Source organism: Rhodococcus sp. MS16, from assembly GCF_013277795.1.
In the GTDB taxonomy this organism is placed as follows: domain Bacteria; phylum Actinomycetota; class Actinomycetes; order Mycobacteriales; family Mycobacteriaceae; genus Rhodococcus_F; species Rhodococcus_F globerula.
Map to the genome: position 1 here is coordinate 77,117 of NZ_VBTM01000006.1, position 14,584 is coordinate 91,700.

Sequence of the window (14,584 nt, forward strand, 5' to 3'; positions counted from 1 at the left end):
AGGGGGTCACATCATGAACGAAAAGCACTGGTCGGTGGATATCACCATCGACGAACACACATCCGACACGGCAAACCGAACTCGCGCGATTGCCCGACTGCGGGCGCAGGAAGACACGCACTTCGCAGGAGCTGGTTTCGCGCGCTGCAATCCCGCCGACCGAGACGTACCCGAGATCGGTGACGAACTTGCGGTCGCGCGCGCTTTGGCCGACCTTTCTCGTCAATTGATCGAGGCCACAACTTCTGATCTCGCAAGCGCTACGCACGAAACAATTCGGCTGACGTCCTGACGCTGCTGCGCGAGCGGCTAGTCCGGGAGCAGCGGCACCGAAACGTCGGGATCGCGGCCGATCAGCACTGCCCGCGTGAGCGCCCCCGAGCCGAACTTCTTCCGCACACTGTCCATCGCGGAGTCGAGGGCCGCGGTATCCGGCCCGCCGTCGAAGGACAGTTCCAATTGCTCCGCGCCGCTTCGGTCCAGATTGGATACGGCAACACCGATCAGCGTGATGCCTTTGTCGGCGATGAGTGGCGCCGCATCGCTCAGCAGCGCCATCGCCGCATTCAACAGATCTGTGGTTTCCGCCGTCGAACGGCGCAGCGTGTGAGAACGGGTTGCCCGCGTGAAATCGCCGAAACGCAGCCGGAGTGTGACGGTGCGGCCGGTTTGTTGCGCGGAGCGCATGCGGCGCGACACCCGATCGACCAGCGACATCAACGACACCTCGAGTTCGGATCGTGAGTGCACACCTCGACCTAATGCGTGCTGAGCGCCCATCGAGCTTCGGCCGCCGTACGCACGCACCGGCCGCGGATCCCGGTTGTGCGAGAGCGCGTACAGGTGTCGGCCGGCGCCGCGACCCAGAATCGACACGATGGACGACTCGTCATGCCGCGCGATGTCCCCCACCGTCGCGATGTCGAAATTCCGCAGCTTCTGCGCCGTGATCTTTCCGACGCCCCACAGCCTTTCCACGGGCAGCGGATGCAGGAATTCACGCTCACCGTCCGGTGGCACCAGCAGCAATCCGTCGGGTTTGGCATAGGCACTGGCGACCTTGGCCAGGAACTTCGTGCGGGCAATGCCGACGGTGATGGGGAGGCCAACCTGCTCGGCCACGTCTCGTCTGAGGTTGGCGCCGATCTGCAGTGGCGTGCCGACAATGCGTGCCAGTCCCCCGACTTCCAGGAAGGCTTCGTCGATCGAGATCCCCTCTACTAGCGGCGATGTGTCATGAAAGACCTCGAATACGTCCTTGCTCGCCTGTGAGTACGCGTCCATGCGCGGCGGAACGACAATTGCCTGCGGACACAACGTACGCGCCTGACCACCACTCATTGCGGTCCGGACCCCGAACGCTTTGGCCTCGTAGCTGGCCGCCAGCACCACACCCCCGCCCACGATGACGGGTCGCCCGATCAAACCAGGATCGTCTCGCTGTTCGACGGAGGCGTAGAACGAGTCGAGATCGGCATGCAGGATCGTGGCGCCACCGGACCGGTGATCGCCGCGAGCATCTGACGACATCGACACGAACAGATGTTCGCACAGGCCACCGACACACTTCGCCCTCTTCCACGGGGAAGCGCTGAGGCGCACGATTAAGTGGTGAACGACATCGCCGGAACTTCGACGCCAATGGCCTCGTGGCAGGTACACCAGCCTGGGCCGGTCCGAACGCACCCATTGGTCGAGGTTCAGCAATCGCGGCCGGTGCCTACCTCGGGCGAATTACTGGTCCGGGTTCTCGCCTGCGGAGTGTGTCGCACCGACCTGCATATTGCCGAAGGCGAACTGCCCGTACATCGCGCAAATGTGGTTCCCGGCCACGAAATTGTCGGTGTGGTCGAAGAGGTCGGTACGGCGGTCGAGGACTTCTCCCCTGGCGATCGCGTCGGAATTCCGTGGCTGCATTCCACGTGCGGCGCGTGCGAGTACTGCTTGCGCGGCCGGGAGAACCTGTGCCCGAACTCCACGTACACGGGCTGGGACATCGACGGCGGCTACGCCGAATATGCCGTGGCGACAGCCGAATTCGCGTTGCGCTTGCCGGACGGGTACAGCAATGCCGAAACCGCACTGCTGCTGTGCGCCGGCATCATCGGATTTCGGGCACTTCAGCGCGCCGAGGTCCCCGATGGTGGGCGACTGGGGATTTACGGTTTCGGCGGGAGCGCACACATTGCCGCGCAAGTCGCGATTGCGCGGGGCGCAGAAGTCCACGTCATGACGCGCAGCGAATCGGCGCGCGCACTGGCCTCGCAACTCGGCGCAGCCTCCGTGCAGGGTAGCCGCGACCGTCCACCCACTCCGCTGGATTCAGCCATCCTCTTTGCTCCCGCCGGAGATCTGGTTCCGACTGCACTCACCGCGTTGAACCGTGGCGGAATCCTGTCGATCGCCGGGATACACCTCTCCGATATACCGAGCCTGAACTATCGGCACCACTTGTTCTACGAGCGCGAAATTCGTTCGGTCACCGCAAACACACGGCGCGATGCTCGGGAGTTCCTCGCGTTTGCCGGCGAGCACCACCTCGAAATCACCGCCAACACGTATCCGCTAGCCGATGCGAATCGGGCCTTGGTCGACCTGGCCGAGGACCGAATTACCGGCGCTGCCGTCTTACTGCCTCAACTTGTCGACTCAGGAGGACGAGCATGAATGCACCAATTGTCGTGGGAGTGGACGGTTCGACGCGCTCGTTGGACGCGGTTCGCTGGGCGTCGCACGAGGCAGTTCTCCGCCGGCGGCCTCTTCATATTGTTGCCGCGATCCGCGGCGAACCGAGCACGTACGGAAACGCTTTCACTCTCGCTGCGCCGCAGTTTGCCGCGAAGCGCCGGGAAGGAAAACTCAGACTGTCCCGTGGCCGAGCGGCGGCGCTGCCTGCAACAGGTGACGGCCCGGTTGTCACCGAGCACCTCGGTTTCGGTCACCCGGTCGACATTTTGCTCGAACAATCAGCGGACTCCGCAATGCTGGTCGTAGGCTCGCGTGGCCTCGGCCGTTGGGCTGACGGGATTCTCGGTTCTGTCAGTACAGCGATTGTCCTGCATGCCCGGTGTCCGGTGGCCGTGATCCGAGAACTACCTTCGGAGGACGAACCGGCGCGAGGCCGTCCCGTTGTTGTCGGCGTCGATGGCAGCGAACACAGCGAACCTGCACTGGCCCAAGCCTTCGAAACGGCTTCGCTGCACGGCGTCGAACTTGTTGCCGTCCACGCTTGGAGCGATTCTCACCTGTCCACAGCATTCCGCACCGATCCCGACGGCGAGTCTCTCGACTGGGATGCCGTCGCTATTGCCGAGCACGCAGTTCTCGCCGAACGGCTTGCCGGATGGAAGGACCAGTATCCCGACGTCGTCGTTCGTCGAGTTGTGGTGCACGACAACCCTGCTCAAGAGCTGATCACCGAGTCGAAGTCTGCGCAATTGGTTGTTGTCGGCCGACGGGGACGCGGCGGTTTCAAGTCCATGTTGCTGGGCTCGACAAGTCGAAACCTCTTACACCGAGCGCTGTGTCCACTCCTGATCGTCACGCACCCCTGAGCCGAGACCACCCGAACTCTCACACCACCGAGCTCTCACACCACGAAGCGGTAACCCATCCCCGCTTCCGTGATCAGGTGCTTGGGGTGAGCCGGGTCGTCTTCGAGTTTGCGACGCAGTTGAGCCAGATAGACCCGCAGGTAGTGGGTCTCGGTGTCGTAGGCCGGTCCCCACACCTCACGGAGAAGTTCCTTCTGCCCGACCAACTTTCCGCGGTTGCGCACCAGCATCTCGAGCATTCCCCACTCGGTGGGCGTCAGATGTACCTGCTCGCCGCGCCGACTGACCGTCTTCGCCGACAAATCGACGGTGAACGAGGCCGTCTCCACCGACGGTTCCGACGTGTCAGTTGCCGATACTCCTCGTCGGGCCGCCGCGCGCACCCTCGCCAGGAATTCGTCCATCCCGAACGGCTTGGTGACGTAATCGTCCGCACCGGCATCCAACGCTTCGACCTTGTCTGCCGAGTCGGTGCGTGCCGACAACACGATGACCGGCGCGGTACACCAGCCACGCAGTCCGGCAAGCACTTCGGTGCCGTCCATGTCCGGCAGACCGAGGTCGAGGATCACCACGTCCGGCGGCCGTTCCGCTGCAGCGCGCAGCGCCCCTGCTCCGGTGGACGCCGTCACCACGTCGTATCCACGCACAGTGAGGTTGATGCGTAGTGCCCGCAAGATCTGCGGTTCGTCGTCGACAACCAGTATCCGGCTCATGACTCGCTTCCATTCGTTCCTGCACCGGCCAGTTCGACCATCATCGTCAACCCACCGCCCGGAGTGTCGGTGGCACTGACCGTTCCGCCCATCGCGTCGACAAATCCGCGAACCACGGACAGTCCGAGCCCGACGCCGCCCGTGTTGTCGCGATCCCCCATTCGCTGAAACGGCTGGAACATCGATTCGGCTTCGCCGCGCGGTACACCGGGACCGGTATCTGCGACGGTGATGACGGTACGGTCTCCGACGCGTGCTGCTCCCACCCGCACCGGAGTTCTGCCGCCGTACCGCAAAGCGTTGTCCACGAGGTTGGCGATCACTCTCTCGAGCAAACCCTGATCGGCTTGCACGGCAACAGTACCCACGTCGACGATCACACTGTGGGACCGGGAGTCCGACCGGCCGCCGATGCCCAATCCGAGCAGCGCCCGGTGAACAACTTCGTCGAGGTATACCGCCCGCAACGTCGGCTTGACCACTCCCGCAGCCAGTCTGGACGAATCGAGTAGGTTGCCGACCAAAGCGGTCAACTGATCCGCCGACTCCTCGATGGTGGCCAGTAGTTCTGCCGTGTCCTCGGGTGAGAACTCGATGTCGTCGCTGCGCAAGCTCGACACAGCAGCCTTGACGCCGGCAAGAGGTGTCCGAAGGTCATGGCTCACAGCCGAAAGCAATGCTCGGCGCAGTTGATCGGCCTCGGTTAGTGCCGCCGCCTTGCTCGCTTCGACCGTGAGCTTGTCCTGACGGATCATGCCGACCGCCTGGTGCGCAACAACGGTCAGCACCCGTCGATCACGCGCACTCAGCTCCGGCCCCGATAGCAGTAGCGCGTATTCGCCGTCGTTGACCTCGCACACGGTATCCGCGTCAGCCTCACGTGTCGGCGGTTCTGCACCCACTGCCGCGACTACGCCGTCCTCATGATGCACCACCGAAACCCCACGTTGACGGTAGATTTCGCGAGCTTTCTCGAGCAGCGTGGACAGGTCAGCGCCGCGGAGAACCGACCCCGCAAACAGTGTCAGAAGTTCCGCTTCCTCCGAAGCGCGCTTCGCTTCCCGCGCTTTTTTGGCGGCCGCATCCACCAGAACGGCCACTGCCACAGCCACTATCAGCAGAACGACCGTCGTGATGAAGTTGTCGGGTTCGGCAATCGTGAAGCTGTATTTGGGGTCGGTGAAGAAGTAATTGAGCAGTAGTCCCGATATCAGAGCAGACACCATGGCCGGCCCAACACCACCGAGTAGCGCGACCAGAACCACCACCACGAAGAACAACGCGTTTTCGCCCTGCACACCGGAGATCCGGTCGATCAGACCCATGAGTCCGGCTGCGACCGTCGGAACCACCACTGCCGCAATCCACGACAGCAAGCGGCGCTCGGATCGGCCGAACAACGAGATCCGACGGCGGACGGTCGCTTCCTCGTGGGTGACCATGTGCACGTCGATGCCGCCGGACTGCTGAACGACCGCCGCGCCGATCCCCTCGTCGAGAATTCGGGCCAACCGCGACCGCCGCGACGTCCCCAAGACCAACTGCGTGGCGTTCTCCTCACGCGCGAACTCGAGGAGCGTCGACGGTACGTCGTCGCCGACCACGGTGTGCAGAGTTGCGCCCACCCCGGTTGCCAGTGCGCGCACCTTTCCCATCTCCGGTGCCGAGACACCGGTGAGGCCGTCGCCGCGAACGACGTGCACCACCATGAGTTCGGCACTCGACTTGGAGGCGATCCGAGAAGCGCGTCGTACCAGGGTTTCCGACTCCGGTCCCCCGGTCACCGCAACGACAACGCGCTCGCGCGCTTCCCAGGTGTCGGTGATCTTGTTCTCGGCCCGGTACTTCGCCAGCGCCGCGTCCACCTGATCGGCTACCCACAGAAGCGCCAACTCGCGTAGCGCGGTGAGGTTTCCGCGCCGGAAGTAGTTTCCGAGGGCCGCGTCGACTCGTTCGGGGGCATAGACGTTTCCGTGGGACAGTCTGCGTCGCAATGCTTCCGGAGTGATGTCGACCAACTCGACCTGCGCCGCACCGCGCACAATTTCATCCGGAACCGTTTCCTGCTGTGTCACTCCCGTGATGTGCGCGACTACGTCGTTGAGGCTTTCGAGGTGTTGCACGTTGACGGTCGAGAGGACGTCGATTCCGGCGTCCAACAACTCCTGCACGTCCTGCCACCGCTTGTGATTCTTACTTCCCGGTGTGTTGGTGTGCGCCAATTCGTCTACCAGCACCAAGGCGGGGCGACGGGCGAGCACCGCCTCGACATCAAGTTCCGGCATCCGTGTGCCCCGATATTCGACCAGCTTGGGCGCGATGATCTCGAGGTCGCCGATCTGCTCGGCGGTGCGGGCGCGGCCGTGTGATTCCACAACGGCCGCGACCACATCAGTTCCACGGGCCCGGCGGCGATGAGCCTCACCGAGCATCGCAAAGGTCTTTCCGACGCCTGGCGCTGCGCCGAGGTAGATGCGCAGTTCACCTCGTTTGCGCGTACCGACCTTCTCAGAAGAACTCACGTGACAATCATCCACCAGCAGTCGACGTGGCACACGTAGGCGCCGTCAAACCGAGAGCAAGATTCAGTTCGAGGACGTTGACGCGCTCCTCACCGAGGAAGCCCAACTGCCGCCCGTCGGTGTGCTCGCTCACCAATTCCTGTACCGCGTCTTCGGATATCCCGTTGGTCGAGGCAACCCGGGGCACCTGCAGCAGCGCGTAAGCCGGGCTGATGTGCGGATCGATGCCCGAGCCCGAACCGGTGACGGCGTCAACGGGGACGGACGACGGGTCTACACCCTCGCGATCCGCGATGGCGGCCCGACGCTCGGCGATGAAGTCGGCAAGAATCTCACTGCTAGGCCCCTGGTTCAAGGGCAACGCAGCGGCGGGATCACCCGTTGCAAAGGGGTCCTCGTCCGCAACCGAGCCCACAACCCGGTTGTGGAAAAACGGGTCGCGCGCTCCCTCCGGCACCTGCGGATCGACGCCTACCCAAGCACTTCCGACTACGCACCCGGCCGCATCGGTCACTGGTGATCCTTCAGCGGAACCGGAACTGATCCGGCCGACTCCCCAGACCGCGGCGGGATAGATCACGCCGAGAATCACGGTGAGCGACAGCAGCACCAGAAGGCCCGCCCACACCTGTTTGGCAAAACCGATAGTGAAACGCATGGCAGGTCACCCAATCCCGGGAATCAAACGAACAACAAGATCGATCAGCCAGATACCGATGAACGGCGTGATCACACCGCCGAGTCCGTACACCAGCAGATTTCGGCCGAGCAGCGCCGACGCCGTCGACGGCCGGTATCGAACGCCCTTCAGGGACAGTGGAATCAGCGCGATGATGACGAGCGCATTGAAGATCACGGCCGAGACGATTGCCGACTCGGGAGTGGCCAGTCGCATGATGTTCAGCGCATCCAACTGCGGGTAGATACCACTGAACAGCGCCGGCAGAATCGCAAAGTACTTCGCGACGTCGTTTGCCAGCGAGAACGTGGTCAACGCGCCGCGAGTGATGAGCAACTGCTTGCCGATCTCGACGATCTCGATCAACTTGGTGGGATCGGAATCAAGATCCACCATGTTCCCGGCCTCCTTGGCCGCCGAGGTACCGGTGTTCATCGCGACGCCGACGTCCGATTGCGCCAGTGCGGGAGCGTCATTGGTACCGTCGCCGGTCATCGCCACGAGGCGACCACCCTCCTGTTCCTTTCGGATCAGGGCAAGCTTGTCTTCCGGCGTTGCTTCCGCCATGAAGTCGTCCACACCAGCTTCGTCCGCAATGGCCTTGGCGGTCAACGGATTGTCTCCGGTGATCATGATCGTGCGGATTCCCATGGCGCGCAGTTCCGCAAACCGCTCTGCCATACCGGGCTTGACGACGTCCGAGAGTGCGATGACGCCCAGAACCGACGCTTTCTCACCCTCTGCCACAGCCACAACAAGTGGTGTGCCGCCCGCCTGGGCTATCTCGCCCACGGAATCGGTGACGGCAACATCGACTGTTCCGCCGTTTCGCGCAATCCAGCCCAGGACGGCATCGGCCGCCCCTTTGCGGATCTCGCGACCAGGCAGGTCCAGTCCACTCATACGCGTCTGCGCTGTGAACGGAACGAACTCTGCCCGGTTCTCGTCCGCTGTCGGTTCGGTTCCCAGGCCGAACTGTGCGGCGCACAGTTCGACAATGCTGCGTCCCTCGGGAGTTCCGTCCGCAAGGCTCGACAACCGCGCTGCGGCAGCAAGTTCGAGCGCCGAGACACCCGGAGCGGGATGCAGCGCCGTGGCCCGGCGATTACCGAACGTGATGGTTCCGGTCTTGTCCATCAACAGTGTGTCGATATCCCCGGCAGCTTCGACGGCGCGTCCCGACATCGCAAGCACGTTGCGTTGCACCAGACGGTCCATCCCGGCGATGCCAATCGCGGACAGCAGAGCACCGATCGTAGTCGGGATCAGGCACACCAGAAGGGCGATCAACTTGATCGGATCCTGCTCGTGCCCGGCGTACAACCCCATCGGACCGATAGCAACCACCGCGAGCAGGAAGATCACCGTGAGGGACGCAAGCAGGATGTTGAGCGCAATCTCGTTCGGTGTCTTCTGACGCGAAGCGCCCTCGACCAACGCAATCATCCGGTCCACAAACGACTGGCCTGGTGCCGCCGTGATCTCCACGACGATGCGGTCGGAAAGTACCGTCGTACCACCGGTGACGGCGCACCGGTCACCGCCCGATTCGCGGACCACCGGCGCGGATTCGCCGGTGATGGCGGACTCGTCGACGGACGCGATGCCTTCGACGACATCGCCGTCGCCCGGTATGACCTCACCCGCCACCACGATCACCCGATCGCCGACAACGAGGTCGGTACCGGACACCATCTCGATGGCACCACTCTGCGTTATGCGATGGGCAGTGGTGTCCTGCTTCACCTTTCGCAGACTGGCCGCCTGCGCCTTACCGCGCCCCTCGGCCACGGATTCGGCGAGGTTGGCAAAGATCACCGTGAACCAGAGCCACAGTGTGATCACCCAAGAGAAGACGGACGGTTCGGCAATCGCCATGACCGTCGTGATGACGGAGCCGACGAACACTACGAACATCACCGGATTGCGGGCGAGATGCCGCGGGTCGAGCTTGCGTACGGCGCCCGGTAGTGCAGTGATCATCTGCCGCGGGTTGAACGCGCCGGCCTTGACGTGGTGGGAATGGACGGCGCCGTCGACGCTGTCCACCGCCACAGGTTTTTCTTCGGTATTGAGGGTCGCTTCGGTATTCATGGTCATTGGAGCGCCTCCGCGATAGGGCCCAGTGCGAGGGCCGGGAAGAATGTGAGTGCGGCAACCAACACAACGGTGCCGGTGAGGAGTCCGGTGAACATCGGCCCCGACGTGGGCAAGGTACCGACGGTGGGCGCCACCTTCTTCTGCGACGCCAATGATCCGGCCAATGCGAGCACAAAGATGATGGGCAGGAAGCGACCGAACAGCATGGCGATACCGAGCGAGGACTGGAACCAGTCGCTCGTGACGGTCAAACCGCCGAATGCGCTGCCGTTGTTGTTCGACGCCGACGCGAAGGCGTACAGCACTTCACTGAAGCCGTGGATGGACCCCGGCGAACCCGGATCTCCGCCGTTTCCTTGATATCCCAAGGTCGACCCGAGAATCACTGTGATGCCGGTGCCGATCAACACCAGCGCAGGCATCACCAGAATCGAGAGCGCTGCCAGGGTGATTTCACGTCGGCCGAGTTTCTTACCGAGGTACTCGGGCGTGCGGCCAACCAGGAGTCCGCCGACAAACACCGCGATCAGCGCGAGGACCAAGATGCCGTACAGACCGGTTCCGACTCCGCCGGGAGCGATTTCTCCGAGCAGCATGTTGAGTAGGACCGCACCGCCGCCCAAGGGAGACATGCTGTCGTGTGCGGAGTTGACTGCGCCGGTGGATGTTCCGGTGGTGCTCACCGCGAACAATGCCGATCCGGGAATCCCGAAGCGGACTTCCTTACCTTCCATCATCGAACCTGCTGCGGTTGCGGCGACACCGCGGGCACCGGATTCAGCGGCCAATGTGACGGCCAGCAATCCGCTCCACAACAGACCCATCACAGCGAGCAGCGTCAGCCCTTGACGGCGGTCACTGACCATCGTTCCGAAAGTCCTTGTCAGACAGACCGGAATCAGCAGTATCGCCAGAATTTCGACGATGTTGCTGAGCGGCGTCGGATTCTCGAACGGATGGGCGGAGTTGGCAGCAAGGATTCCGCCGCCATTGGTTCCGAGTTCCTTGATCGCTTCCTGCGACGCCACCGGCGCGAGCGCATTGGTGACGGCATTTCCGTCGAGACCCGTCGACGCAAATCCGCTGTGGAACGACTGAATCACGCCCTGACTCAACAGGATCAGTGCGATCACAAACGAGAACGGCAACAGGATACGAAGGCATCCTCGCGTGAGGTCTACCCAGAAGTTCCCGATCTCACCGCCCCTCGCTACTCGGACGAAGCCGCGAACGAGCGCAATCGCCACCGCCATACCTACAGCTGCCGATACGAAGTTCTGAACAGCCAAACCCAACGGCTGAACGACATTGCTCATCGTCGTTTCCGGAGTGTATGACTGCCAGTTCGTATTGGCCACAAAGGAAATCGCCGTATTGAACGCCACCGCCGGGCTCACCCCTGACAGCCCGTCACTGAGCGGCAATACACCTTGGATCCGCTGAAGGAAGTAGAGCAGCAACGCACTCGCGAGCGAGAATCCCAGCACACTGGCGGCGTAGCCGTACCACGTCTGCTCAGCCCGTGAATCGATCCGGCCGACTCGGTAGATGACGCTCTCCACCCGCAGATCACGGGTCGAGGTGTACACCCGAGCCATGTAATCGCCGACCGGAACGTACGCGATCGCCAACACAATCAGAACAAACGCAATCTGCAGTCCGGCTGCCAGAGCGGGCGACATCAGAACCTCTCAGGATCTACGAGCGCAACAAGGAGATAAACAACCAGAGCCGCGGCCACGGCAATCAGCACGACGCTGACAACACCGGCGACCGTCATTTGGGAGCGCTCGCTTGTAAGGCGCGAAGAACCAGTGCGCACACGAGAAAACCACCAAGAATCAGAGCAACGTAGGCCAAGTCGGCCATGAGCTTCCCTCTTCGACATCAAAAACCGTGCTGCAGTTCATCGCAGCCATGACGCACCAGGAGCGCTCTCCCAGCTTCGACCTGAAAATGTCGGCTTTGACGCTCTCTGACGATCCGTTTACACCGCGGACAACCGTGTTGACGGAATCTTGACGCGCCACCCACCGTCGTCGATACTGAAACGCGTTGCTGATCGGTCGCTCGATAAGTTCCGAATTAAGGAGTTCAATGCCGCCGAGACCGCATACGGAACTGCGCGATGCCCCTACCTTGATCGATCAGGTGGCCGGCCTGACGTCGGGCGTCACGTCGTCCGTAACAGCCACGACCGAGACACTCGACCGCATCGACGCAGCGCAGTCGACTCTCAATGCATTCAAGATCGTTCGCCGCCAGAAAGCACTCGAGGAAGCCGCCGACGCAGACCGCCGGCTTGCCCGCGGCGAGCGACTCCCGCTCCTGGGCGTACCCATCGCGGTCAAGGACGATGTCGACATCACCGGCGAGCCCACCGCATTCGGTTGCCCCGGCGACTTCCCCGTCAAGACGGAAGATTCCGAGATGGTTCGACGGTTACGCGCCGCCGGCGCTGTCATCGTCGGCAAGACCAACAGCCCTGAACTAGGCCAGTGGCCGCTCACCAGCGGTAGCGCCTTCGGATACACCCGCAATCCATGGTCACGTGAGCACACTCCCGGCGGTTCGTCCGGCGGTACCGCAGCCGCGGTTGCGGCCGGATTGGTCAGCGCCGGAATCGGTTCCGACGGAGCCGGGTCGATCCGGATACCGGCGGCCTGGACCAATCTGGTCGGCATCAAACCGCAGCGTGGCCGCATCTCCACGTGGCCCGACGCTGAAGCGTTCTACGGCCTGACCGTCAACGGACCGCTTGCCCGCACGGTCGCCGACGCAGCCCTTCTCCTCGACGTAGCAGCCGGAAACCATGACGGCGACCTACACACGCCGACGCCACTCACGGTCAGCGACGCGGTCGGCCGCGATCCCGGAAGGCTGAACATTGCTCTCTCCCTGCGTAATCCGTTCACCGCTACACCGGTCACACTCGATCCCGAAGTGCGAAGGGCTGTATATGCCGTCGCCGACACGCTGCGCAGTCTCGGCCATCGCGTCGTCGTGGACGATCCCGCCTACGGACTGATCTTCGGCCTCAACTTCCTGCCACGCTCACTCGTCGGGGTACACGATTGGCTCGGTCGCCTCCCCGACCCGGCGCTCGCAGACCCGAGAACTCGCGGAAATGCACAGAGCGGCAAGCTACTTCGCGGGGCACCGTTGCGCGCTGCTCGGGCAGCCGAGCCGAGAATGCGTAGGCGCATCGGCGCAATCTTCGACAAGTACGACGTCGTCCTTGCGCCAACCACGGCAACTCCGCCGATCCCGGTCACCGCTATCGACGGTATCGGCGGCTGGGAAACCGACAAGGTGATGACTGCGGCGTGCCCGTATGCCTGGCCATGGAATGTCCTCGGGTGGCCCTCGATCAATATCCCCGCGGGATTCAGCAGCGCCGGACTGCCGATCGGAGCACAATTGATGGGTAGCGAGAGCACTGAGCCGTTGCTGGTTTCGCTCGCCTCGCAATTGGAGTCGGTGCTCCGCTGGGATCAGAGTCGTCCTCAACAGTGGTGGTGAGCCCAAATGGCCGCAGTAGACATCCGAACAAGCATCCTCGACGCGGTACTTCACATCGTTGCCACCGAAGGTATCTCCGGTGTGAGTAACCGTCGCATTGCATCCGACGCCGGGGTGTCACTGGGTTCCGTCACGTATCACTTTCCGAGCCAGTCGGACATGCTCCGGGCCGCACTGTCCCGGTTTGCCGCCGAGGAGACTGCCCGCATTCTCGACCTCGTCGAGCAGTACCGCGACCAGGATTTGAGCGCGGAGGATGCGGAGGCCGCCACGGAGAGCATCGCGCAGGACATCGCTTTTGTGGTCGAGCGGATCGCACCGTTCGAAATGTTCGTCGCCGCAGGCCGCGATCACGAACTTCACCAGATAGCCGCGGAGTGTTTTGCGGCGTACGACTCTTTGGGAGTCGCAGTCCTGACCGCGCTCGGGGCACCTGATCCGGAATCCGTCGCGTCCTACCTCGTCGCGATGATCGTGGGCCTACAACTGCGCCGCCTGGCAACAGGTATCGACAACGCGGATGTCGCGTCGTCGATCCTGTTGGTACTCAAAGGGGCTGCGCCCTAGAACCCGAGCCGGCCCAACTGTTTGGGGTCGCGCTGCCAGTCCTTGGCAACCTTGACGTGCAACTCCAGGAAGATCCGCACACCGAGGAGCTTCTCGATCTGCAGACGCGCGCTGGTGCCGACTTCCCGTAGGCGCGCTCCGCCCTTGCCGATGACGATGCCCTTCTGGCTGGGCCGCTCGACATAGAGCAAAGCGTGGACGTCGAGCATCTCGCCCTGCTTCTCGGTGCGTCCTTCACGCGGAATGACCTCTTCGATCACGACGGCGAGGGAGTGCGGCAATTCCTCGCCGAGGCCTTCGAGCGCGGCCTCACGGATGAGTTCGGCCATGAGTACCTCTTCGGGCTCATCCGTCAATTCACCGTCGGGGTAGAAGGCCGGACCCTCGTCCATCAGACCAGACAGCACGTCGACCAGGATCTCGACCTGCTCGCCCGACTGAGCGGACACGGGCACAACTTCGCACTCGGGTCCGAGCAGGGTGGACAGTGCAAGCAACTGCTTGCCGACGGCGTCGCGGCTGACCTTGTCGATCTTGGTGACGATGCCGACCAGCGTCGTCTTCGGCGCCATCTGGCGGACCTGCTGCACGATCCAGCGGTCGCCGGGGCCGATGGGCTCGTCAGCCGGAATGCACAGGCAAATGACGTCGACCTCGGAGTACGTATCGCGAACCAGGTCGTTGAGGCGCTGGCCGAGCAGGGTGCGCGGCTTGTGCAAACCCGGGGTGTCCACCAGGATCAGCTGGGAATTCTCGCGGTGCACGATGCCGCGGATCGTGTGGCGCGTCGTCTGCGGACGCGAGGACGTGATGGCGATCTTGCTGCCGACCAACGCGTTGGTCAACGTGGACTTACCCGTATTGGGCCGGCCGACGAAACACACAAACCCCGACCGGAATTCCTTCTTACTCATACCTACTCCT

At 63.0% G+C, this 14,584-nt stretch carries 13 protein-coding genes; 5 read left to right on the top strand and 8 right to left on the bottom strand.

Translation table 11 applies throughout. From position 1 onward, the window contains the following. The first annotated feature begins 13 nt into the window (after nt 1-13). Nucleotides 14-292: a DUF1876 domain-containing protein gene (locus FEZ60_RS18180; protein WP_092808655.1), complete on the top strand. Its 279-nt coding sequence runs from the start codon at nt 14-16 to the stop codon at nt 290-292. Between the two features lie 17 nt (nt 293-309). Here the strand turns inward: FEZ60_RS18180 and dinB are convergent, their stop codons facing one another. Then, entirely contained in the window at nt 310-1,530 is a 1,221-nt protein-coding gene (dinB, locus tag FEZ60_RS18185; RefSeq protein WP_095887778.1) for a DNA polymerase IV, read from the bottom strand. Between the two features lie 111 nt (nt 1,531-1,641). Between dinB and FEZ60_RS18190 the strand changes: the two genes are divergently transcribed. Together FEZ60_RS18190 and FEZ60_RS18195 are read left to right on the top strand one after the other, a co-directional pair. Continuing rightward, a complete protein-coding gene (locus FEZ60_RS18190) occupies nt 1,642-2,667 on the top strand; it encodes a zinc-dependent alcohol dehydrogenase family protein (protein ID WP_033233183.1) in 1,026 nt (341 codons plus the stop codon). Then, nucleotides 2,664-3,554 carry a universal stress protein gene (locus FEZ60_RS18195; RefSeq protein ID WP_045067003.1) on the top strand — a complete coding sequence of 297 codons (891 nt, stop codon included), beginning with the start codon at nt 2,664-2,666 and terminating at the stop codon, nt 3,552-3,554. The genes FEZ60_RS18190 and FEZ60_RS18195 overlap by 4 nt, the downstream gene beginning before the upstream one ends. A gap of 35 nt (nt 3,555-3,589) precedes the next feature. On the opposite strand, the gene FEZ60_RS18200 is transcribed toward FEZ60_RS18195, so the two are convergent. From FEZ60_RS18200 to kdpF, 6 genes are read right to left on the bottom strand one after another with little or no spacing between them, the layout of a single operon-like run. After that, nucleotides 3,590-4,270: a response regulator gene (locus FEZ60_RS18200; protein WP_033233006.1), complete on the bottom strand. Its 681-nt coding sequence runs from the start codon at nt 4,268-4,270 to the stop codon at nt 3,590-3,592. Beyond that, nucleotides 4,267-6,792: a DUF4118 domain-containing protein gene (locus tag FEZ60_RS18205; protein WP_172936684.1), complete on the bottom strand. Its 2,526-nt coding sequence runs from the start codon at nt 6,790-6,792 to the stop codon at nt 4,267-4,269. Before FEZ60_RS18205 ends, FEZ60_RS18200 begins: the two co-directional genes overlap by 4 nt. A 7-nt stretch (nt 6,793-6,799) precedes the next feature. Beyond that, complete coding sequence (locus FEZ60_RS18210) at nt 6,800-7,450, bottom strand: potassium-transporting ATPase subunit C (protein ID WP_033233003.1); 651 nt, start codon at nt 7,448-7,450, stop codon at nt 6,800-6,802. Nucleotides 7,451-7,456: 6 nt separating this feature from the next. Further along, the gene (gene kdpB, locus FEZ60_RS18215; RefSeq protein WP_172936685.1) at nt 7,457-9,571 is read right to left on the bottom strand and encodes a potassium-transporting ATPase subunit KdpB; all 2,115 of its coding nucleotides are present in this window, start codon (nt 9,569-9,571) and stop codon (nt 7,457-7,459) included. After that, complete coding sequence (gene kdpA / locus FEZ60_RS18220) at nt 9,568-11,253, bottom strand: potassium-transporting ATPase subunit KdpA (RefSeq protein ID WP_045066999.1); 1,686 nt, start codon at nt 11,251-11,253, stop codon at nt 9,568-9,570. The genes kdpB and kdpA overlap by 4 nt, the downstream gene beginning before the upstream one ends. Continuing rightward, entirely contained in the window at nt 11,253-11,351 is a 99-nt protein-coding gene (gene kdpF, locus FEZ60_RS18225) for a K(+)-transporting ATPase subunit F (protein ID WP_033232997.1), read from the bottom strand. Before kdpF ends, kdpA begins: the two co-directional genes overlap by 1 nt. A 317-nt stretch (nt 11,352-11,668) precedes the next feature. On the opposite strand from kdpF, the gene FEZ60_RS18230 reads away from it, so the two are divergent. Further along, nucleotides 11,669-13,093 (top strand): amidase, encoded by a 1,425-nt coding sequence (locus FEZ60_RS18230; RefSeq protein WP_172936686.1) that lies wholly within the window; start codon nt 11,669-11,671, stop codon nt 13,091-13,093. Between the two features lie 6 nt (nt 13,094-13,099). Then, entirely contained in the window at nt 13,100-13,660 is a 561-nt protein-coding gene (locus FEZ60_RS18235) for a TetR/AcrR family transcriptional regulator (RefSeq protein ID WP_172936687.1), read from the top strand. Here the strand turns inward: FEZ60_RS18235 and era are convergent. Then, nucleotides 13,657-14,574, bottom strand: coding sequence for a GTPase Era (era, locus tag FEZ60_RS18240; RefSeq protein ID WP_033232991.1), 918 nt, complete (start codon nt 14,572-14,574; stop codon nt 13,657-13,659). The two genes, FEZ60_RS18235 and era, sit on opposite strands and share 4 nt — an antisense overlap. Between the last annotated feature and the right edge of the window lie 10 nt (nt 14,575-14,584).